This window comes from Pseudarthrobacter sp. RHLT1-30-1 (genome assembly GCF_059383415.1).
In genome coordinates this window covers 153,926-175,154 of record NZ_JBWZCG010000004.1, presented here as the reverse complement: position 1 = coordinate 175,154, position 21,229 = coordinate 153,926, and the positions used below count along the sequence as shown (strand labels likewise).

The following is a 21,229-nucleotide window of genomic DNA, read 5'->3' as shown; positions in this document are numbered from 1 at the left end:
CCACACCCCCATAATATTCTCGCCGGCCCCCCCCTCCCAACAACCCCCCCCCCCCCCCACCCCACCGACACAACCCGCCACAACCTCCAGGAAAGATCGCCCTCATGAGTCTTGTCTTTGACCACATTTCCCTCGGCCAGCGGGTGCTGTTCGGCACTGGAAAAGCCTCGGAAAATCTCGCCGTGGAGATCGCCCGGCTGGGAGCGAAGCGCGTGATGGTGATCGCCTCCGAGTTCGAGGCACAGATCGCCGGGCAGGTCACCCGAAACATCGACGTGGCTCTGGCTTACGACGACGTGGCCCCGCATGTGCCGGTCGACAAAGCAGAGAAGGCCCGGGCCGCAGCCGCGGAGCACGGGATCGACCTGCTGGTATGCGTCGGCGGAGGGTCCACTACCGGGCTGGCCAAGGCCATCGCCCTGACGACCGGGATCCCGATCGTCGCGGTCCCCACCACGTATGCCGGGTCCGAGGCCACCAACGTCTGGGGCCTGACCGAGGCTGCGCGCAAAGCCACCGGCGTGGACGACAGGGTCCTTCCCGTGACGGTGGTTTACGACGCAGAACTGACCCTGTCCCTGCCGGCGGAACTGTCCGTGGCCTCCGGGCTGAACGCCCTGGCACACTGCGTGGACTCCATGTGGGCCCCGCGCGTGGACCCGATCAACGCCGCGCTGGCCGCCGAGGGTATTCGTGCCCTGGCCCGGGGCTTGCCCCTGGTCAAGGCCGATCCGCAGGATCTTGCCGGCCGCGAACAGACCCTCTACGGCGCCTACCTGGCCGCGGTCGCTTTCGCCTCCGCCGGCTCCGGGATGCACCACAAGATCTGCCACGTCCTCGGCGGAACCTGGAACATGCCGCACGCCCAAACCCATGCCGCCGTACTGCCCTACGTGCTCGCGTTCAACGCCCCGGCCGCCCCCGAGGCGGAGCAGCGCATCGCCGCGGCATTCGGCGCCGAGAGCGCCGTCACCGGCCTCAACCGGCTGAGGGACACTCTTGACGCCCCGAGGGCGCTGAAGGACTACGGCTTCGCCGCGGAGGACATCCCCGAGGCTGTGGACCTCATCCTGCCCGTCATCCCGGCCTCCAACCCCCGCACCGCCACCACGGAGAACCTCACCGGACTCCTCCAAGCCGCCCACGCCGGCACCACCCCCGGACTCTGAAAGGACAACCAAAAATGATCGACACCACCACCAGCGGCATCACTCCCGAGCAGGCCGCCGTCGAGGAACAGCTCACCGAGACCGTCGTTGCCTCCTTCGACGCCGCGCCTGACGCCCGGCTGAGGCAGCTAATGCAGTCCCTCACACGGCACCTGCATAACTTCATCCGCGAGGTCCGCCTCACCGAGGAGGAGTGGAACACCGGCATCGACTTCCTCACCGCCGCCGGACACATCACCGATGACAAGCGCCAGGAATTCATCCTGCTCTCCGACGTCCTCGGCGCGTCCATGCAGACCATCGCGGTGAACAACCATGCCGTCGACAACGCGACCGAGGCCACCGTCTTTGGACCCTTCTTCATCGAGGATGCCCCGGAGATCCCCGACGGCGGGGACATCGCCGGCGGCGCACCCGGCCAGCCCTGCTGGGTCGAGGGCACTGTCACCGACATTCACGGCAGCCCCGTCCCGGGCGCCCGGATTGAGGTCTGGGAGGCCGACGAGGACGGGTTCTACGACGTCCAGTACACCGACGGCCGCACCGCGGGACGCGCCCACATCTTCGCCGATCAGAATGGAAGCTACCGATTCTGGGGGCTCACCCCTACGCCCTACCCGATCCCGCACGACGGACCGGTCGGGAAGATGCTCGATGCTGTCCGCCGGTCCCCGGTGCGCGCCTCGCACCTGCATTTCATGGTCACCGCCGAAAATCTGCGCACGCTCGTCACCCACATCTTCGTCGAAGGAGACCCCCAGATTGAGACCGGCGACTCTGTCTTCGGTGTCAAGGCTTCTCTCATCAAACGCTTTGAGGAACAGTCCCCACGCACCCCCACACCTGACGGCCGCGACCTCGGCGACAAGTCCTGGACACGCACCCGCTTCGACATTGTCCTCGCCCCCGAAGCTACCTAGCCATTGCCCACTACCCGGTTCAGAGCTCTCGGTAGTAGTACAGCATTGGGTCTGTCTGGTCGGGTTCGGTGTTGGTGAACCCGTGTGCTTCGTAGAAACGGCGCGCATCGGTGTCCTCGCCATCGACGTTGATCTCGAGGAGCGGGCCGCCCCGGTCGCGTACCAAATCGAGTGCCGCGTCCAGGAGCGCGCTGCCGAGGCGGTGACCGCGCAGCCCTGGACGGACGTAGAGCTCATCGAGGATCGCGACCGGCCCTTTGTACCAGACGTTGGGCCGGAAACTGAGCACAGCAACGCCGCTTGCCGGCTCGCCGATCAGCAGAACGACGACGTCGTCCCCCGCCAGGAGCATCGCCAACCGCGATTGAAGCTCACCAGCGCCCGGGGTCGGCGTCGAGAACTCAGTGTTGAAATCATGCAGCAATTGCGCAACGACAGCGGCGTCGGCCGTCGTCGCCCGCCGCACAGATCGGCCGGAGGTCATGCCCTCATCTTGAGCACCGAACGAAGCGGTGTCCACTCTGACCCCCGGAACGCGAGGCTTACGAGCGAATCACGCTGAACCGCTGATCACCCGGTCACGTCCGGCCAGCAGACCCGTCACGGCGAGAACCGCCATGATGCCCGCGGTGACGAGCAGCGGAAGCGTCCAGCCGCCGCTCACGTCGCGGAGACCACCGAACATTACCGGCCCCACCGCAGCGAGACCGTAGCCGACAGATTGCGCCATGCCGGACAAGGACGCTGCCTGCGGGTAATTCACGGTCCGGAGGCTGAACAGCGACAGAGCGATGACAATGAGGCTCCCGCACCCGATTGCCCCCAGAACGACCCACAGCAAGATGAAGTCCGGTGCCAGTGCCAGCCCGAGAAACGTCACGAAGGTGAGCGCGCCGCTCGTGAAGGATAGAAGGCGTTGGTCCGGACCGCGGTGGAGGATCCCCCCTGTGGCAAGGCTGGCGAACACGCTGATGAGCAGAAATAACGACAGATGGATGCCCGCAGTGGTGGCGGGGATCCCTTGGCTTTGTTCGATGGTGGGCAGCCATGCCATCAGGACGTAGAAGGCGATCGATTGCAGCCCCATGAAGATTGTCACCTGCCAGCCCAAGGCTGAGGCCCACGGCGACCGGTAGGAAACCTCCGGCGTCGTGGCGTGCGTGATGCCTGACCGGTGCCGGCGCAGCCACGGCAGGAGTACCGCCATGGCGATTAGAGCCAGTCCCACCCAGATTCCCAGGGCAAGCCGCCATCCCGCCGGGGACGTCTGTGCCACGGGAACGACGACGGCGGCCCCGATCGCGGCGAAGGCAGCCTGCATGGCGGTGTAGCTTCCGGTGACCTGGCTGACCCGCATCGGAAAGTCCCGTTTAACGAGGGAGGGCACCAGGACATTGAGGAACGCGATAGCCAGGCCGATCAGTGCGGTGCCCGCCCAGATGATGCCGGGCAGCGGTAAGGAGCGGAGCACGATGCCGGAAGCGAGGATCAGCAGGGACATCCACAGTGCCCGGTCGAGACCCAGCCGGGAAGCGAAGCCGGGCGCCACGGGGGAGAATACTGCGAAAGCAATGAGCGGCAGACCTGTGAGGAACCCGGCTGCGGCACTGGATAACTCAAGGTCGCTGCTGATGTTCCCGAGTACCGGTCCCACGCTCACAAAGGACACCCGCAGGTTAACGGCGATGAGCAGAATGCCGATGAAGGCGACGCCGAACCTGGCAGTGCGGTCCGGCGCGTTCCGGGTGACAGCGGGCATCATGCGTTCTTCCATCCTTCGAGGGGTGCGGAGCGCGCTCGCGCCTCCTGCAAATCCGCGCTTGTCAGGTAGAAGTAGTCTCTGACAGGGCAGTTCAATCTGCCGTCAACCTACCTCATGTCGAGCTCGTTGCCGTCCCTTGCGTCCGCGTCGAGCCGTTGGCGCGGATGTGCTCCCAGGCCAGGAATGCCCGGGCAATGGTCAGCAGCTGCTTCTCCCCTGCCGAGGCGTTGGAGCCCTCGTCGTCGAGCACGGTGTCGTAGCCGTCCGTCGTCCGTTCGCCCGGGGTGCCGCTCCCCCACAGTGCCGGCGCCGTCGGACGCGAGGATGGCACCGTTGACGTTGGTGAGTAGGAAGGTGATGGTGGGGCCGGGAGCCACGGCGTTTAAGCGCAGGCCCCTGCGCCCGCTGGCCAGCAGGACGCTGCGGCGAACGCATCCGCCGAGGTCCGGATTCTCAGCGGTCAGCCGGCGCCCTGGCCCTCGCGGGCCACTTCCTCCAGAATCCTGGCTGTCGGCGCCGCCGACGTCAGTTCCCCTATTACCTCCGGCTTGTCCCACACCTGGCTGCGTAGCCGTTCCAAAAAGACGGTCGCCGCGTCCTTGGCGTCGAATTCAAGGAGCACGGCGACGCTGTTCTCATCCTCTGCATCCCGAAACACCCGCACCGACCGGGCGCCCGAGGCGGCGCGGCCTGCGGGATCGCTGTCGAAGACTTTCTTCCAGGCCGCGTAGTCCCGGAGCTGATAGCCAATCTGCAGTGTGAACATCGTCGTTCCTTTCCTCGGGCTGAGTCAGGACCACGATAGGCCGACCTGCGGCATCCCGGTAGGGCCGGACGGCGGCCGTGCCCGCCGCCACGCCGACATCGAATGGGCGAGCATCGCCGACACCATCGACTGAACTCGAATCCTCATCCAGGTCGCCCGGTCAAGGGAGCGTGGATCAGCGCGGACCGCAGAAAATACCTGGCTGGCCCAGACACCTTTTCCTCCAGCTGAGACAATGTCCCAATGGACATCGCGCTGGGACTCCTGGTTCTCGTCGCGGTAGTCTGCGCCGGCAGCGCGCTGGGCCGGAAGTTCAACATTTCGGTTCCACTGCTGCTGGTGTTGGCCGGCGTGGCGGGCTCCTTCCTCCCCTTCGTTCCGCACATCGAGCTGAACCCTGAAGTGGTCCTGGTGGGACTGTTGCCGCCGCTGCTGTACGCCGCGGCGCTGCGGACTTCGCTCTTCGATTTCAGCTCCAACCGCCGCGCCATCGGACTGCTCTCGGTGGGCTATGTCATCTTCGGAACCTTCGCAGTGGGCTTTGTGGTCTGGTGGTTGTTCCCGGAAATCCCGCTGGCTGCCGCTATCGCTCTCGGGGCGGTCGTGGCGCCCCCGGATGCTGTGGCGGCGACCGCCATCGCGAGGAAGGTGAGGATGCCACGCAGGATCGTCACCATCCTGGAGGGTGAATCCCTGGTCAACGACGCCACCGCCCTGATCTGCCTTCGCGCTGCCATCGCCGCCATCTCGGGGTCGGTGTCCTTGACGGGGATCGCCGGGGACTTCCTGCTCGCGGCCGGGGGCGGGGTGGTGGTGGGCATGGCAGCCGCCTACGTGCTGACCGAGCTCCGCAAGCGGACCCGAAACGTCGCCATTAACACGTCGACGTCGTTGATAGCACCGCTCGTCGCATACCTTCCGGCGGAGGCGATTCACGCGTCCGGCGTCCTCGCCGTCGTCGTTACCGGGCTGGTGATGGGCACCAAGGCGCCATCGATGCCCAACGGCGCCGCCCGGCTCAGCCAGCGCAGCAATTGGAACACTGTGCAGTTTCTGCTGGAAAACGCGGTATTCCTACTGATCGGGCTGCAGGTGCGGATCATCATCGACGGCGTCCAAGACGACTCCCTGGGCGCCGGGCGGATTTGGGCCGGCTGCGCGGTGATCCTGCTGGCGGTGCTGGTGCTCCGGCCGGTGTGGGTTTTCCCGGCCACGTACCTGCCCCGCCTGATTCCGGCCGTGCGGCGGAATGACCCGGCGCCGCCGTGGCAGTACGCGGCAATTGTCTCCTGGGCCGGGATGCGAGGAGTGGTAACCTTGGCCGCGGTGCTGGTGCTGCCCGCAGATCTGGAGCACCGTTCGGTGCTGATTCTGGCCGCCCTGGTGGTGGTCGGCGGCACGCTGACGCTGCAGGGGTTCACCCTTCCGGGGCTGGTCCGTCTCCTGCGGGTCCAGGGCCCGGACCAGCGCGAAGACGCGCTGAACCAGGCTTCGCTGATGCAGCTGGCCACCGTTGCGGGTGTGGCACGCCTGCAGGAACTGCGCACGGAGAATGATCCGCCAGAGGTGGTGGCGATGCTGAAACGGCGCACCCAGGAGCGCGGATTGGCTGCCTGGGAACGGCTCGGCCGCCCGTCGGCGGAAACGGCGATCCCCAGCGCGCGTTACGCCTGGCTGCGGCTGGCCATGCTGGAAGCGGAACGGGCCAAGGTGCTGGAACTGCGGCGCGGCGGCGAGTACGCGCAGGAGGTCCTCAGTGGCGTGCTGGACCGGCTGGATGTTGAGGAATCCATGTTGGACATGGCGTTGGACGAGGTGGACACCTCCGGCGAGGGCGGCGGGGAAGGGATCGCGAGGCCCGGCGGCGTATGTGCCCACCTCGAGTCGGCTCGGTCTCCGGAGGTGCCCGGGGATCCCTTCTGCGCGGACTGCCGGAGGGATGGCACGACGACCGTTCACCTGCGGATGTGCCTGGCCTGCGGCCGAGTGGGGTGCTGTGATTCCTCACCCGGAAGCCACGCCTCGAGGCACTTCGAAGCGACCGGCCACCCGGTCATGCGGAGCATCGAGCCGGGCGAAGACTGGCGCTGGTGCTATCAGGACGACCTGCTGGGGTGACGGCAGGAGTGCTGGGAGACGGTGGGGGCTGCTATCATCGTCCGCTTCCGTCTGGTGCCTACTGGCTGAAGGGGACCTTTTCCCAGGCCAGAACGTCCGCGCCATCGGCGCTGTTGCCGGCGACGGTGAACCTGACGTAGTTGGTGGCGTTGGCGGATCCGTCCACGGTGATGCGCTGCAGGTCATCCGCGGCGGGCTGGCCGTAGATGTCCAGCCAGGGTGAGCCCTCCGCGAGCGGCTGGTTCTCGGCGAAGCTGTCGCCGTTGATGAGGTAAACCGGGGCGTCGAAGCTGTTGGTCTCGTCGGTGACGGCCTGCACGATTTCGCGGAAGCCGGACATGGTGTCCGGGTTGGCGGTGGCGGCGGCGAGCAGGGACGGGTCGAACATGTCGGCCTGGGTCATCAGGACAACGGCGCGGTCGTTGCGCCGTCCGGCGTCAGCGAAGGTGTTGCGGATCTGGGCCAGGACGGCGTCCGTCCGGTGCTCGACTTCGGCCAGCTGCTCGGGCGTGGCTGTGGTTTCGCCCAGGCCGGTCCACGGCTGCAGCGAGTTGTTGCTGCCCTGGATATTCAGCACGGAAAACGCCACCCGGTTCTGGGTGAAGCGGACGTTTTCCGGCAGCCCGAGCCCGGCCTGGGTCTTGACAGGCATGGTGGCGCCCAGGGTCTTGCCGGGCTCGTCGAAGAAGACATCCCGCAGCTTGTCGAGCCGTTCCAGCGGGTTGTAGGCGCCGTTGTTGGTGCGGTGGCAGTCCACCCATTCGTTGTCGCCCGGGGTGAAGACCAGCGGGTGCTCGAAGGTGTCGAACTGCGTGCGGATGTTCTCGAAGTACTCGTCCGAGCAGACCGAGGAGCCGTTCTTGATGTCGCCCACGTGGGTGACGAACTTCAGCGCGCTGTCGGCGTTGATGTCCTGGATGCGGGCGGGGAACTTCGCGATTTCGGCCTCGCCGTAGGGGATATCGCCGATCACGCCGAACGTGAACGCCCGGCTGTCGGCGGTGTTGTCGGCGGTGTTGTCGGCGGCAGCCGCGGGCTGGGACGCAAGGAGGCCGAGCGCCAGGACGGCTGCCGCCGCCGTCGTCGTTTTGATGGTCTTTGAAGGCATGACGGTGTTCCTCTTCTTTGCGGGGTCGGGGCTTGAGGTGGGCGGCTTAGGCCGCGCGGGCGGTCAGGAACTGCTGCAGGGCGGCGAGGTCGTCGGTGTTGATGTGGTCCACGCCGGCGTCGAAGAGTTCGTTCCAGATGGCGTCGCGTGCGCTGCCGGTCATGTCCGGGGTGGCCCAGAAGCGGACGCGGTAGCCGTTGGCGTGCGCCTCGGCCACGTAGGCGCGCAGCTTGGCGCGCTCGGCCTCCGGCATGGGGCCCACGCCCTGCCAGGTGAAGAGCTTGGTCCAGTTGTCGCTGACCAGCGGCATCAGGCCGGCAGGCGTTCCGGAGGTGAGGTCTGCGGAGCGGCCATCGTAGAAGCTGAAGCGCTTCTCCTGCGCCTGCATGGTGGCCAGCGGGCGGTTTCCGCTGATGACCGCGGTGACCGGGCCGGTCTTGGTGTCGCCGTGGCTGTAGCGGCTCATGATGTCGCGGTGCTCGGCCAGTTCCTGCTCGATTGCGGCGTAGGTGGATTCACCGTCGCTCTTGATATCGATCAGAAGCTGCAGGCTGCCATCCCAGTTCGGGTAGACGCTGTGGCCCTGGCCGCGGACCAGGTCCTGGAGCGGATCGAGGTAGAGGCTCTCGAGCGTAACGCCGGGCTGGACATTCGCCAGGTCGTGGGCAACCAGCAGCTCGCCGTCGACCAGCCATACGTCCGCTTCCACGCTGGTGAAGCCATGCTCCAGCGCATCGAACAGGGGACGGTCATGCTCATAGTCGTTGTGCGCATGCGCCTGGGCGAGCGGCTGGCCGACGACGACGGGAGCCGGCTGGGTCGCCTCTGCCTGGGCAGGCGCTGCTACTGTCCCGGCCAGGGAGGCAAGGACGGCGACGGCGGCAAGGGTGCTTTTCACGAACACGGAGTACTCCTGAGACGGGGGATTCTCCGCCCGGGGACATGGAACCTGCCGGGCAAAAGGGGACGTGAAAAGACTGCTGGTCGCGGGAGAACGCTGGAGGGCGTGTTGGTTGCTGGCGGGTGAACCGGGAAGGATCATTGGCCTGGTGGGGCTGGGGGAGGGCCCTGCCAGTGTTTCCCTAAGTCAGCCTTCCAGGATCTGCCTGATCCCTAACTTCCCTACGGCGAACATCCGCGGATTGTCGTCGGAGTTGCTCAGCAGGGCGGTGGACAGGATGAGGGCCCAGCCCCGGGCCCTCAGCCAGGTGTCCCGTTCCACTGCGGGGCCAAAGGCGTCCATAAAGCGGTGGCGTGCGCCGGCGTCGAACATCAGCCATCCCACCGCAAGATCGACGGCCGGGTCCCCTGCCCCGACGTCGCCGAAGTCGATGACGCCGGCCAGCGAGCCACCGTCGGCCAGCAGGACATTGCCCGGGTGAAGGTCCCCGTGCAGCATCATCGGCGGGCCGTCCCAGGCTTTGGCGGCGCAGGTCTGCGCCCACACTGCTCCCAGCGCTGCTGCCTGCGGGTAGCGTTCGTGGTCCCGGAGCCGTTCCACTACCGCGGCGTCACGGTCCAGCAGCGGCACGCCGCGGAAGGGATTCACGGGCACGCCGGTGTCGGCGGGCACGTGCAGGGAGCGGAGGAATTCGGCCAGGCCTTCAGCGGCAGGCCCGCGGACCGCCGGGCCGACGTCGGCCGCGGCGGCTCCGGGGACCCACCGCACGATGCTCCACGGCCAGGGAAAGTCCGACGTCGGCCGGCCGGCATGGACCGGGGCAGGAACCGCAACCGGGGAGCGGCGGGCTATGTCGGGAAGGTAGCGCTGCTCATGCAGTATCAGCGGAACGGCCTCCGCCCTGCGCGGCAGCCGGACGGCCAGGTCGTCGCCGAGCCGGAAGGTCGCGTTGTCCCAGCCGTTCGTGACCCGTATTAGAGGACGGTCGGGGAGATCGGGCCGCTGGTCGCGGACGAGGCGCTGGACGACGGCGTTATCCACTTCCATCGTGGCTGGCGGCATTCGCGCCATTCAGAGCTCCACCTTCCGTGTCCTGCCCTACAATCCGGCCCTTCCCCTCTCCGAATATAGTTCACGTCCCCGGCCAGTAAATTGGAGACGATGAAAATCCTCCTCCAGGCTCGGAGAGGTGGACTAATCGGCCTAGCGGGCTGCCCCCATCCGATTCGAGTGGCACAAATGCTGTCACCCAAGTGGCAAGACTGGTCGTCTGCAACACCCGAAATCCCGGGTCAACCGCAGGACCCTTCTACTGGCATGGCGCCGGCTGGAAGTAGTGATCGCTCAGCCACGACGCCACCTCGTTGCCAAGCTCGGCGCCCTGAACATCGGCGGCCCGGAAGTGGATGCCGCCCCACACGCGAGCATCAACGATCTCTTGCATCGCCGCTGGGAATCCGTCGAAGTGCCGTGGCTCGCCGGGGAAGCGACCGGAGTTCACGTCGAAGGCGACCTCGTCCGTGCCGAAGAACTCCTGCGCCGAATGGAGAATGGCGCCGCTGACGCAGCCGTGACCGGACGGGTGCTCCGGGAACGGCGGTGTGCCGAGCGGCGGGACGGTCGCTGTCGATGGATCGAAGAGCGGTTTCCATGTCGGATCGGCTTCCGTCTCCGGGTTGTCGTCGGTCTCGGCTTCGCGGATTGCCGCCATCGGACGCCAGAAGTTCCAGTAGTACTTGTCGCTCCAGCAAGCGACCGCGCCATCAGCGGCGGCGAGGTTGGTCATCGCGAAGAGCCGAGCCGCGTCGGCCACGTCGAGTCCGTGTTCCACGGAGAGGCTGCGGAACACTCCGTTCCAGAGTGCCACCGGCGTTGCTTGCCAGAGATGGCCGCAGTGGTCTGGTCGTCGGTTCGGGTGGTACTCGCGAGCGCCCCGATCTCCTTGACCTCGTTGAAGTCCGCTGCGTACTCGGCACTCGTCAGCGGGTTGGGTCCATCCGAGCGGAATTGGTCGGGACTCTCGATCACGAACGGTCGGAGATTGGCCACCCAGGCGTCCGGATCGAGCGCACCGGGCACGACGGGCCGCCAGTCGCCGGGATCGGGTCCGATGACGAACTCGAACGGGTCCATGAACCCGTCATCGGTGCGCGCGAGGATCATCGCCGCCGCGGCGGCCGCACCGGCGGCGACGCCTTCGTCCTTGTTCGGGCCGTCGGTGACCCCCGCGAGCGTCGCTTCGTATGCAGCGTCGAGCCCAGCTACTCGGTCCGCCGGGACCAGGGTGACGAGTACGTGGTGTGCGGCGGTCGAGATCGCCGCATCGGACGATGCCTCCGGCCCGACGCCGACCGAGTCGACGTCGAGCAGATACGGCTGATACCCGCGGTCGATGGCGTTCACTGCGTCGTACACCGCGCCTTGAACCATCGCCATGCCGCGGAGTTGGCCGTGAGCCGTGGGACGCAATGGGATGACGTGGTCTTGGGCGATGGTGCTCCACTCGATGAGGACGTCCGTGTTCGTCGGCTCCGCGTTCCGAGCCTTCGAGGCGCCGGCGCTCGACACTCCCGGCACAAAAAGTGCGACGGTCAGTGCCGGGATCAAGCAGAGCGCCCACCGGCGCGCACCGTTTCTCGAAGTCCTTGAAGATCGCCTGTGATAGTCGTAAGCATTGCTGTTCGTCATTTCGCCGGTCCTCCAATCGCAACGGAGCCATGTTCTAGCGAACCAGAGGGAGTCGACACCTCATGGGTGCGCGACACCGGGGGGGCACGCGACCGTCCGAGGTCAGATGCGCCGTCGGCTGTTACTTTAAGGTTGAGCCTCTGCCAGCGCGTTGTCCAGTGGAACTGAACACTTCATCTGTGCCGAATTCGGCGGTTAGGTGGCCGCTGGTGACCCTGTAAACCTGCGTGGAAAGCGGACCATTGGACCGCAACATTGTGGTTGCGGTTGAAGCTTGTCCTTGACAAGCTTATGGGCGTTCGAACCGAGAGCTCAGCCTAAGTGCCCGATCCGGTCTTGAAGAATGCAGGTCTCCACCCGCCAAATATCCAGGCCCGGTAGAGTCGCGGACGACCAGCCTCGTGGGGAGAACCACCGGATGGTTGGATCGGGAACGGGCGCCCCCGGCGAAGGCCATCAGGTTGTTCACGGCCGTAGCCCCGAGCGAGTACAGGGGGGCCTCGATGGTGGTCAGCGAGGGAGTGATGAGCTTGGCCCCGTAGCTGTTGTCATGCCCTACTACGCTGACGTCGCCGGGAACGGATAGTCCTTTCTGCTGCAGGGCACGGATGAAGCCGATGGCCATCTGGTCGTTGTAGGCGATGACACCGGGGGTCCGATGGCGCAGCCACTCTGCGGCGACCTCCTCACCGCCTTCAATCGTCGGCGACTGCGACCCTGTCCGGCGTACCGAGAGCTCCAGCTCCATGGCCGCTTCGCGCAGTGAGCGCCACCGCATGCCGTCGGCCCAGGACGCCTCAGGTCCGGCCAGGTAGGTGATGGTGCGGTGTCCCATCTCCCCGAGGTGTTCGGCTGCGCGGCGGATGCCGCGGGGGTTATCGGTCACCACACTGGCCACGTCCTTGACAGCGCGGTTCATGACGACAAGTGGTTTCTGCTTGGCTATCATGCGGATTGCTGAGTCAGACATGCGGGAGCTTGATAGGACAATACCGTCCACCGACGTCAGAGCACGTTCAAGCGCCTCACGTTCCTTGCGCTCCGACTCCTGTGTGTGGGCGAGCAGCAAGGTGTACCCCGCTTCTGATGCCGCGGATTCAGCCCCACGCACCATCTCCGCGTACACAGGGTTCCGGATGTCAGCGATGACCAGGGCGATCATCGAAGTGCGCTGCCCGCCGGGATGCAGGATTCCGGCCACATGGGCGGAGCGGTATCCCACATCGATGGCCGCGGCGAAGATCCTCTGTGCCGTATGGTGGCTGACCCGCCCTGGCCGGGCGAAGGCACGGGAGACGGTCGATGCCGACACCTCGGCGACACGGGCGACGTCGTAGATCGAGGGTAAACCTCGTGAATCAACCATGATGACCTCCGATGGCAACCATAGACCGGCGAGGGCAAGTTTTTGGTAACTGTTTGAACCTGGAAGCCCTCTATTGGCTTATGGAAGCAGCATCCACCTCACGACGCGCAGTTTCGAAGGCCTAACCGGGTAGCTCTCCATGGACTTTTCGCTGCGAAGTGCATCTCGGGGCGTCGTCTGGCACGCGAATTGAGCCATCACTCCGGCGCCGTAGCGAACGCGCGCCACCAACAGTGCCCCCTTTTCCGGGAGGAAAGTCGACTGGCAACTTGTGGCAACTCCTACGGCGACCGGGTGACATTCGGGAAGAGTGGGAGAGGCACTTAGTGCCTGACCCTGTTTATATCCGGGGCGCCGATCATTATTCCTACACTCAATGGAGAGCAGACGAAATGACTCGTTTATTAAAACGATTGTCCGCGCGCCAGCGCCTTGCCGCTGCGGTGGCCGTTCCCCTGACCCTTACGCTGGGGGTGACCGCCGGAGCGCTGCCGCTTCAGGCAAAGTCTCCCGAAGGGACCCCAGCGGCCGCGAACAAGGACGAAGGCAACCACGGCAAGCCCCCGGTGCTCGGCGCACGCGTCAAAGACACGCTCAAGATCAAGGGCCGAACCTTCAAGGACCTCAACGCGAACGGCACCCTCGACCCCTATGAGGACTGGCGCCTTCCCGCCGAGGACCGCACCGCGAACCTCGTGTCACTTATGACGCTGGACGAGAAGGCCGGCCTCATGCTGATCGACACCCTCAACGCCGCGTGCGACGCTGAAACCCAAACCCGCGGCACCCTCGGCCCCACGGCAACCGACTTCATCAACAACCAGCAGATGCACCGGTTCATCTTCCGCAACGTCGTGACCAGTGAGGACCAGGCAACCTGCGGCGGCGGATCCGGCGGCCTAGCGGCGAGTACGGCGCTGACCCCGCAGGAAGCCGCGAGCTACATGAACACCGTCCAGGAACTGGGCGAGGCAACCCGTCTGGGCATCCCAATGCTCTACAAGTCCAACGCTCGCAACCACATCGACCCCAACGCGCGCGCAGGCATCAACGAATCAGCTGGCGCCTTGACCGCCTTCCCGAAGGAGGCGGGCATCGCCGCTGCCGCGCTCGGCGAGGAAGCACGGCAGACCGGCCAGGACCCCACCACCGGTGACATGTCCGTCGTCGATGACTTCGCCACAGTCATGGGTGAGGAATGGGAGGCGATCGGGCTGCGCGGAATGTACGGCTACATGGCAGACCTCTCCACTGAGCCTCGCTGGTACCGCACCCATGAAACTTTCACCGAGGACGCGGACCTCAACTCCAACATCATGACCCAGCTGGTGCAAACCTTGCAGGGACCGGTCGACGACGACGGAAACTCGCTCAGCCCGGATACTTCCGTGGCGCTGACCATGAAGCATTTCCCGGGCGGCGGGCCGCAGGAGCTTGGCCTGGACGCGCACTACTCCTTCGGCAAGACGCAGGTGTATCCCGGTGACGGCTTCGGCTACCACCTGCAACCCTTCGAAGCGGCAATCAAAGCCGGCGTCTCATCGATCATGCCGTACTACGGCGCTCCCCTTGACGTCACGCACGACGGCGTCACGTACGACCAGACGGGCATGGCGTTCTCCAACCAGATCGTCAACGACCTCCTGCGCGACAAGCTCGGCTTCGCCGGTTACGTCAACTCCGACACCGGCATCATCAACGACCGCGCCTGGGGCCTTGAGAACAAGACGGTCCCCGAGCGTGTCGCCGCAGCGATCAATGGCGGAACCGACACCCTCTCCGGCTTCCACGACGTCAAGACCATCACCGACCTGGTGGTCAGCGGGCTCGTCTCCGAGGAGCGGGTCACGCTAGCGGCAACCCGCCTGCTGAAGCCGATGTTCAGCATGGGTCTTTTCGAAAACCCATACGTAGATCCGGAGGCGGCGGGCGCCGTCGTGGGCAATGCTGCTCACCGCGAGGTGGGGCTGGACCTCCAGCGCAAATCGGCGGTTCTGCTGCAGAACAAGGACACAGACGACGGCGACAAGACCCTGCCGCTGAAAGACGGCTCCGACGTCTATATCCTTGGCGATTTCACACAAAAGACCGTGGAGAGCTACGGCTACAACGTCACCAACGGGAACGTGAAGAACCCCGCCGACCGTCCGAGTGCTGCGGGCAGCGACTACGCACTGATCTCGGTCATGGTGAACAACACGAACACCTCGTCGTACGTCAGCGACTCCCCAACCTCGGGGATGAACCCCGAACACATCAACCCGATCACGCTTGAGGGTGTGGCAGGACTCGACGGGAAGAGCCCCTATGGCGCGGCGGATGCGTGCGTAACCCAGGGCGCGGCGTCGTGCACGGACAACGGCCTGCGCTTCGGCGGTTCACTACCGTGGGAGTCAAGCATCCTCGACTTCACATCCATGGCCGAGTCGGAGTCCTGGAAGATCACCCCGTCACTGGACACGATCAAGCAGGTCATGGCCGAGGTTGAGGACCCCGAGAAGGTTGTGCTGCACGTGTACTTCCGCCAGCCCTTCGTCATGGACGAAGCAAGCGGGCTGCGCGACGCCGGCGCCATCGTTGCCGGATTCGGCATGAGCGACACCGCACTGATGGATATCCTCTCGGGCAAGGTAGCACCTCAGGGCCGCATGCCGTTTGCGCTGGCGGGGACCGCTGACGCGATCCTCGAACAGTACAGCGACCTTCCCGGCTACAAGGAGACAAAGGACGGAGAGCTTTTCCCCTTCGGGTTTGGCCTTACGTACTGAGCTGCGACGGCGTCGGCCCCGGTTTCCGGAGCCGACGCCGTCGGGTTTTACCCAATCCCGGTTGCGATACAGCAGACGGACCTATACAGAATGGTCACGCGATTCCCCGCCGTCAGGTTTGGTGTCGGGGTCGAGAGGCCCGAACTGACGACCTCCACACCTTCAGTGCGACAAAAAACGTCTTGCCTCCCTTAAACCTCCGCCACCGGCGCCGCGAACTGCGCCTCATAGAGACGCGCATACGCCCCGCCTGCCGCCAGCAGCTCGGCATGGTTCCCCTGCTCCACGATTTGCCCGGATTCCATCACCAGGATGAGGTCGGCGTCACGGATGGTGGAGAGACGGTGCGCGATCACGAAGCTGGTCCGGTCCGAGCGCAGCGCGCTCATGGCCTTCTGCACGAGCACCTCGGTGCGGGTGTCCACGGAGCTGGTCGCCTCGTCCAGGATCAGCACTGACGGCCGGGCCAGGAATGCCCGGGCGATCGTCAGCAGCTGCTTCTCGCCCGCGGACACGTTGGAGCCCTCGTCGTCGAGCACGGTGTCGTAGCCCTGCGGCAGGGACTTCACGAACCGGTCCACGTACGTCGCCTTCGCCGCCTCCTGGATCTCCGCCTCGGTAGCACCGGGCCGGCCGTAGGCGATGTTGTCCCGGATGGTCCCGCCGAACAGCCACGTGTCCTGCAGCACCATGCCCATCCGCGAGCGCAGCTCGTTGCGGGTCATCGCGGTGACGTCCACGCCGTCGAGCGTGATCCGCCCGGCGTCGAGCTCGTAGAACCGCATCATCAGGTTCACCAGGGTGGTCTTCCCGGCCCCGGTCGGCCCCACAATCGCGACCGTCTGCCCCGGCTCCGCCACCAGGCTCAGGTCCGAGATCAGCGGCTTGTCTGCCGAATAGGCAAAGGACACGTCCTCGAACACCAGCCGCCCGCGGCCGCCGTCGGGCGCCTCACCGGGCACCGGGTCAGCCGACTGCTCCTCGGTGTCCAGCAGCTCGAACACCCGCTCGGCCGACGCCACGCCGGACTGCAGCAGGTTCGCCATCGAGCCCAGCTGGGCCAGCGGCTGGGTGAACTGCCGCGAGTACTGGATGAACGCCTGCACGTCGCCCAGCTGCATCGCCCCGGACGCCACCTGCAGCCCGCCCACCACGGCGATCCCCACGTAGACCAGGTTCCCGATGAACGTCATGGCCGGCATGATCAGGCCGGAAATGAACTGCGCGCCGAAGCTGGCCTGGTACAGCTCCGCGTTCTTCTGCCGGAACGTCTCCTCCACCTCGCGCTGCCGGCCGAAGACCTTCACCAGCGCGTGCCCGGTGTAGGTCTCCTCGATCTGCCCGTTCAGCTCGCCGGTGTGCTTCCACTGCGCCACGAACAGCTTCTGCGAGCGCTTGGCGATCACCGCGGTCGTCACCAGGGTCAGCGGAATGGTCACCAGGGCGATGATGGCCAGCGTCGGCGAGAGGATGACCATCATCACCAGCACCCCCACCACGGTCAGCACCGACGTCACCGCCTGGCTGATGGACTGCTGCAGGCTCTGCGAGACGTTGTCGACGTCGTTGGTCACCCGGCTGAGCAGCTCGCCGCGCTGCACGGTGTCGAAGTAGCGCAGCGGCAGCCGGTTGATCTTCGCCTCGATCCGTTCGCGCAGCCGGAACACGGTGCGCTGCACGACGCCGTTGAGGATGTACGCCTGGATCCACATAAAGCCCGAGGCCAGCACGTACAGCACCAGCGCCCAGAGCAGCACGGAGGACAGCGCGGCGAAGTCGATCCCGGTCCCGGGCGTCAGCGCCATCGCGCTGAGCATGTCCGCCTTCTGGTCTTCCCCCGCCGCCCGCAGCTGCGCGATCAGCTGCGCCTTGCTCACCCCGGCGGGCAGCTGCTTGGACACGACGCCGGAGAAGATCAGGTTGGTGCCCTCGCCCAGCAGCCGCGGGCCGATCACGGACAGCGTCACGCTCACGACGGCGAGGATGAGTACCAGCATCAGCCAGAGCCGCTCGGGGCGGAGCTCGCCCAGCAGCCGCTTGGCGGAGGGGCCGAAGTTCATCGCCTTCTCCGCGGGGATGTTCATCCCGGCGAACGGTCCGCCGCGGCCGGGGCCGCCGGCCGGACGCGGGATCCGCAGCGGGGCCTCCTTGCCGGCGCCGGCACCGGTTCCGCCGGCAGGTCCGCCGCCCGCGGCGCCACCCGCGGTGCCGGGCGTCTGAGACTCGACCTTGCTCATGCCGCCTCCTCCGCCGCGAGCTGGGAATTCACAATCTCCTGGTACGTCTCCGAGGTCTCCAGCAGCTCCTCGTGCGTTCCGTGCGCGACGATCCTGCCGTCGTCGAGCACCAGGATCTGGTCCGCGTCCGCAATGCTCGACACCCGCTGGGCGATGATCACCAGCGTGGCCCCCGCGGTGTGCCGCTGGAGCGCCTGCCGCAGCCGGGCGTCCGTCGCGGTGTCCAGCGAGGAGAACGAGTCGTCAAAGATGTAGAGCTCGGGCCGTTTCACCAGCGCCCGGGCAATCGCGATCCGCTGCCGCTGCCCGCCGGAGACGTTGGTGCCGCCCTGCGAGATCGGCGCGTCCAGCCCGCCCTCCATCTCGCGGACAAAGTCCTCCGCCTGCGCTATGGCCAGCGCCCGCCAGAGCTCGTCCTCGGTGGCGTCGGGTTTGCCGTAGAGCAGGTTGCTGCGGACCGTGCCGGAGAACAGGTAGGGCTTTTGCGGGACCAGGCCGATGTGCCCCCAGAGCAGGTCCGGATGCAGTTCCCGCACGTCCACCCCATCGATCCGCACCGAGCCGGAGGTGGCGTCGAAGAGCCTGGGCATCAGGTTCACCAGGGTGGTCTTGCCGGAGCCGGTCGAACCGATGATCGCCGTCGTCTGCCCCGCACGCGCGGTGAAGCTGACGTCCGAGAGGACCGGGGACTCGGCACCCGGGTAGGCGAACCCGACGTCGCGCATTTCCAGCTCGCCGCGGCCGGTGCCGCCGGCAAAGCTGACCGGGTGCTCGGGCGGCCGGACGCTCGATTCGGTCCCCAGCACCGCGCCGATCCGGTCCGCGGAGACGGCAGCGCGCGGGATCATGATGGCCATGAAGGTGGCCATCATGACGGACATCAGGATCTGCATGAGGTAGCTCAGGAACGCGATCATGGTGCCCACCTGCATGGAGCCGTCCTCGATCCGGAACGCGCCGAACCAGATCACGGCCACGGACGAGACGTTCAGCACCAGCATCACGGTGGGGAACGCGAGCGCCATCAGCCGGCCGGCGCGCAGGGCGGTGTCCGTGACGTCCTCGTTGGCAGAGGTGAAGCGGGCGGTCTCGACGTCCTCGCGGACGAAGGCACGGACCACGCGGACGCCGGTGAGCTGTTCGCGCAGGACCCGGTTCACCGTGTCGATGCGGGTCTGCATCAGCCGGAACAGCGGCACCATCCGGGTAAGAATGAGCGCCACGGCCACCAGCAGCACGGGCACGCTGACGGCGATCAGCCAGGACAGCTGCACGTCCTGCCGCACGGCCATGATGACGCCGCCGATGCTCAGCATGGGCGCCGTGACCATGAGCGTGGCGGACATGAGCACCAGCTGCTGGATCTGCTGGACGTCGTTGGTGGACCGGGTGATCAAACTCGGGGCGCCGAACCTGGTCACTTCCTGCTCGGAGAACTCAGCGACCCGGGTGAAGATCGCGCCCCGGACGTCCCGGCCCAGTGCCATCGCGGCCTTCGCCCCGAAGTAGACGGCGGCGATGGTGCAGGCGATCTGCAGCAGGGTCACCAGGAGCATCACGCCGCCGGTGCGCAGGATGTAGTCCGTGTCCCCGCGCGCCACACCCTGGTCGATGATGTCCGCGTTCAGGGTGGGCAGGTACAGCGAGGCGATGGACGCCGCCAGCTGGAAGACGACGACGGCGAGCAGCAGCCGGCGCTGCGGCCGCAGGTATTCAACGAGCAGTTTCCAGAGCATCCGGTCTCCACTTCACTGGCCTCTTACGCACTGTTATTCGGACGTCAGTTTACGTCCGGATGCTGGGAGTGAAACCGGTTCCTCTCAGGGCGAATGCAGGTGCGGCGAGGGCGAGCGGCGATCCGGCCGTCAGTTCTTCTTCAGTTCCTCGGCGAGCATCACGATGATGCCGCTGGGACCACGGACGTAGGTGAGCTTGTAGACGTCCTTGTACGTTGCCACCCCGCGTAGCGGACGGCAGCCGTGCCTCGCGGCTATCTCCAGGGCTTCGTCGATGTCGTCGACTGAGAACGCGACGCGGTGCATCCCGATCTCGTTCGGACGGGTGGGCTCCGTCTCGATCGCTTCGGGGTGGATGTACTCGAACAGCTCCAGGCGACCGTGTCCGTCTGGTGTTTGGAGCATCGCGATGTTGGCGTGGTTGCCGTCGAGTCCGACGGCAGTGTCGGTCCACTCGCCGCTGACCGTGTCACGGCCGACGACTGTGAGGCCGAGGTCGGTGAAAAAGGCGATTGTCGCTTCGAGGTCGCGAACCGCAATGCCGACGTTCTCGAGTTTGATGGCCATGCGTTACACGCTATCGAGCCGGACCGAACAGCACCAGAGTGCGGGACTCGATCGAACAAACGCTGGAGCAGTCGGGAGCAACGGCGGTCGGCCTCCGGCCGGGTCCGGAACCTAACTGGCGGGGTCGTACTGGAAAGCGCGCACCTCCTGCGCACAACGGCAGGAGACTGCGATCTTCGCGGCCCACTCCAAGGCCGCATCGTACGAGGGCAGCTCCAACACCGAGTAGCCGCCTTCGAGCTGCGTCGTCTGCGGGTAGGTGCCCTCGCGTACGGTCCCGTCGCCGTCGACCATGACGGGCGGGATACTCTCATCGATGCCGCCGCCGAAGACCCAAACTCCGGCGTCCTTCGCCTCCTGAACGACCGCGTGCGACGCATCCGAAACAGCCTGCAGCTCTTCCTCGGGGAAGGTCATGGCGGCACTCGGAAACGAGATCAGATACTTGGTCATCGTGTCGACTCCTTTTTCGCAGCACGGGGAATGGCACTCATCCTCGCCGATTCCATCCGTACCGCGCAAGATCCCGGCGGTCCACCGCGGATGCCAGCGCCCGCAGTCCATCCCAGCGGAAGGTGGCACCATGGAGACATGAACCCTGTCCACGGTGTTTCCGGCTTCTTCCGGCGTCCGCAGCCCATCAAACCCGAGCCCGGCCAGGAATCGGTATGGGACTACCCGCGGCCGCCACGGGTAGAGCTCCGGTCCGAACGGGTCGTCGTGCGGCTTGGCGGGCAGGTGATTGCCGACACGACCGATTCAGTGCGCGTTTTGGAGACGAGCCACCCGCCGGTCTACTACCTGCCCTTGGACTCATTCCCTGCCGGTGCACTCGTCCCGGTCGAGGGCACCAGCTTCTGCGAGTTCAAGGGAGAAGCGCGGTACTTCGACGTCGTAGCCGGCGGCGTCGTCGTTCCCCGTGCCGGGTGGACCTACCCGGAACCCACCCGGGGCTTCGAGGCGCTCAGTACCCGGGTGGCCCTCTACCCGGCTCACATGGACTCCTGCGAAATTAACGGCGAGCGGGTGACCTCCCAGGATGGTGATTTTTACGGCGGTTGGATCACCAAGAACATCGTCGGTCCGTTCAAGGGCGGCCCGGGCACTACCGGGTGGTGACAAC

Annotated in this window: 19 protein-coding genes and 1 pseudogene; 6 read left to right on the top strand and 14 right to left on the bottom strand. The window is 66.1% G+C overall.

What is annotated here, in order from left to right; genetic code table 11:
* Positions 1 to 104 precede the first annotated feature (104 nt).
* Positions 105 to 1,169: a maleylacetate reductase gene (locus AC50YM_RS05455; RefSeq protein WP_494955958.1), complete on the top strand. Its 1,065-nt coding sequence runs from the start codon at positions 105 to 107 to the stop codon at positions 1,167 to 1,169.
* 14 nt (positions 1,170 to 1,183) lie between these two features.
* Positions 1,184 to 2,089, top strand: a complete 906-nt coding sequence (locus AC50YM_RS05450; protein WP_494955957.1) for a dioxygenase family protein — start codon at positions 1,184 to 1,186, stop codon at positions 2,087 to 2,089.
* 19 nt (positions 2,090 to 2,108) lie between these two features.
* On the opposite strand, the gene AC50YM_RS05445 is transcribed toward AC50YM_RS05450, so the two are convergent.
* The 4 genes and pseudogenes from AC50YM_RS05445 to AC50YM_RS05430 form a co-directional block, all read right to left on the bottom strand.
* Positions 2,109 to 2,573, bottom strand: a complete 465-nt coding sequence (locus tag AC50YM_RS05445) for a GNAT family N-acetyltransferase (protein ID WP_494955956.1) — start codon at positions 2,571 to 2,573, stop codon at positions 2,109 to 2,111.
* A gap of 69 nt (positions 2,574 to 2,642) precedes the next feature.
* Positions 2,643 to 3,851 carry an MFS transporter gene (locus AC50YM_RS05440; RefSeq protein ID WP_494955955.1) on the bottom strand — a complete coding sequence of 403 codons (1,209 nt, stop codon included), beginning with the start codon at positions 3,849 to 3,851 and terminating at the stop codon, positions 2,643 to 2,645.
* 175 nt (positions 3,852 to 4,026) lie between these two features.
* Positions 4,027 to 4,116: pseudogene (locus AC50YM_RS05435) on the bottom strand (ABC transporter ATP-binding protein); the annotation flags it as partial.
* Between the two features lie 195 nt (positions 4,117 to 4,311).
* Positions 4,312 to 4,617, bottom strand: a complete 306-nt coding sequence (locus AC50YM_RS05430) for a hypothetical protein (RefSeq protein WP_494955954.1) — start codon at positions 4,615 to 4,617, stop codon at positions 4,312 to 4,314.
* Here AC50YM_RS05430 and AC50YM_RS05425 point away from each other — a divergent pair.
* Both AC50YM_RS05425 and AC50YM_RS05420 read left to right on the top strand, forming a co-directional pair.
* The gene (locus AC50YM_RS05425; protein ID WP_494955953.1) at positions 4,610 to 4,750 is read left to right on the top strand and encodes a hypothetical protein; all 141 of its coding nucleotides are present in this window, start codon (positions 4,610 to 4,612) and stop codon (positions 4,748 to 4,750) included. The two genes, AC50YM_RS05430 and AC50YM_RS05425, sit on opposite strands and share 8 nt — an antisense overlap.
* A 110-nt stretch (positions 4,751 to 4,860) precedes the next feature.
* Positions 4,861 to 6,735, top strand: a complete 1,875-nt coding sequence (locus tag AC50YM_RS05420; protein ID WP_494955952.1) for a Na+/H+ antiporter — start codon at positions 4,861 to 4,863, stop codon at positions 6,733 to 6,735.
* Between the two features lie 58 nt (positions 6,736 to 6,793).
* Here the strand turns inward: AC50YM_RS05420 and AC50YM_RS05415 are convergent, their stop codons facing one another.
* From AC50YM_RS05415 to AC50YM_RS05390, 6 genes are all read right to left on the bottom strand, one after another.
* Positions 6,794 to 7,843, bottom strand: coding sequence for a hypothetical protein (locus tag AC50YM_RS05415; protein ID WP_494955951.1), 1,050 nt, complete (start codon positions 7,841 to 7,843; stop codon positions 6,794 to 6,796).
* A gap of 46 nt (positions 7,844 to 7,889) precedes the next feature.
* Positions 7,890 to 8,747: a phosphatidylinositol-specific phospholipase C/glycerophosphodiester phosphodiesterase family protein gene (locus AC50YM_RS05410; RefSeq protein WP_494955950.1), complete on the bottom strand. Its 858-nt coding sequence runs from the start codon at positions 8,745 to 8,747 to the stop codon at positions 7,890 to 7,892.
* Between the two features lie 183 nt (positions 8,748 to 8,930).
* The gene (locus tag AC50YM_RS05405) at positions 8,931 to 9,815 is read right to left on the bottom strand and encodes an aminoglycoside phosphotransferase family protein (protein ID WP_494955949.1); all 885 of its coding nucleotides are present in this window, start codon (positions 9,813 to 9,815) and stop codon (positions 8,931 to 8,933) included.
* Between the two features lie 238 nt (positions 9,816 to 10,053).
* Positions 10,054 to 10,530, bottom strand: a complete 477-nt coding sequence (locus tag AC50YM_RS05400; RefSeq protein WP_494955948.1) for a vanadium-dependent haloperoxidase — start codon at positions 10,528 to 10,530, stop codon at positions 10,054 to 10,056.
* The gene (locus tag AC50YM_RS05395; RefSeq protein ID WP_494955947.1) at positions 10,527 to 11,432 is read right to left on the bottom strand and encodes a hypothetical protein; all 906 of its coding nucleotides are present in this window, start codon (positions 11,430 to 11,432) and stop codon (positions 10,527 to 10,529) included. The genes AC50YM_RS05400 and AC50YM_RS05395 overlap by 4 nt, the downstream gene beginning before the upstream one ends.
* 289 nt (positions 11,433 to 11,721) lie before the next feature.
* Positions 11,722 to 12,798 (bottom strand): LacI family DNA-binding transcriptional regulator, encoded by a 1,077-nt coding sequence (locus AC50YM_RS05390; RefSeq protein ID WP_494955946.1) that lies wholly within the window; start codon positions 12,796 to 12,798, stop codon positions 11,722 to 11,724.
* 392 nt (positions 12,799 to 13,190) lie between these two features.
* Between AC50YM_RS05390 and AC50YM_RS05385 the strand changes: the two genes are divergently transcribed.
* The gene (locus AC50YM_RS05385) at positions 13,191 to 15,566 is read left to right on the top strand and encodes a glycoside hydrolase family 3 protein (RefSeq protein WP_494955945.1); all 2,376 of its coding nucleotides are present in this window, start codon (positions 13,191 to 13,193) and stop codon (positions 15,564 to 15,566) included.
* Between the two features lie 191 nt (positions 15,567 to 15,757).
* Here the strand turns inward: AC50YM_RS05385 and AC50YM_RS05380 are convergent, their stop codons facing one another.
* The 4 genes from AC50YM_RS05380 to AC50YM_RS05365 all read right to left on the bottom strand — a co-directional run bounded on the left by AC50YM_RS05380 (position 15,758) and on the right by AC50YM_RS05365 (position 20,559).
* Entirely contained in the window at positions 15,758 to 17,803 is a 2,046-nt protein-coding gene (locus tag AC50YM_RS05380) for an ABC transporter ATP-binding protein (RefSeq protein WP_494955944.1), read from the bottom strand.
* Positions 17,800 to 19,539, bottom strand: a complete 1,740-nt coding sequence (locus AC50YM_RS05375; protein WP_494955943.1) for an ABC transporter ATP-binding protein — start codon at positions 19,537 to 19,539, stop codon at positions 17,800 to 17,802. The genes AC50YM_RS05380 and AC50YM_RS05375 overlap by 4 nt, the downstream gene beginning before the upstream one ends.
* Before the next feature lie 129 nt (positions 19,540 to 19,668).
* Entirely contained in the window at positions 19,669 to 20,106 is a 438-nt protein-coding gene (locus AC50YM_RS05370) for a VOC family protein (protein WP_494955942.1), read from the bottom strand.
* A 111-nt stretch (positions 20,107 to 20,217) separates the two neighbouring features.
* Positions 20,218 to 20,559: a YciI family protein gene (locus tag AC50YM_RS05365; RefSeq protein WP_494955941.1), complete on the bottom strand. Its 342-nt coding sequence runs from the start codon at positions 20,557 to 20,559 to the stop codon at positions 20,218 to 20,220.
* Between the two features lie 138 nt (positions 20,560 to 20,697).
* Between AC50YM_RS05365 and AC50YM_RS05360 the strand changes: the two genes are divergently transcribed.
* A complete protein-coding gene (locus tag AC50YM_RS05360) occupies positions 20,698 to 21,225 on the top strand; it encodes a DUF427 domain-containing protein (protein WP_494955940.1) in 528 nt (175 codons plus the stop codon).
* Positions 21,226 to 21,229: the final 4 nt, after the last annotated feature.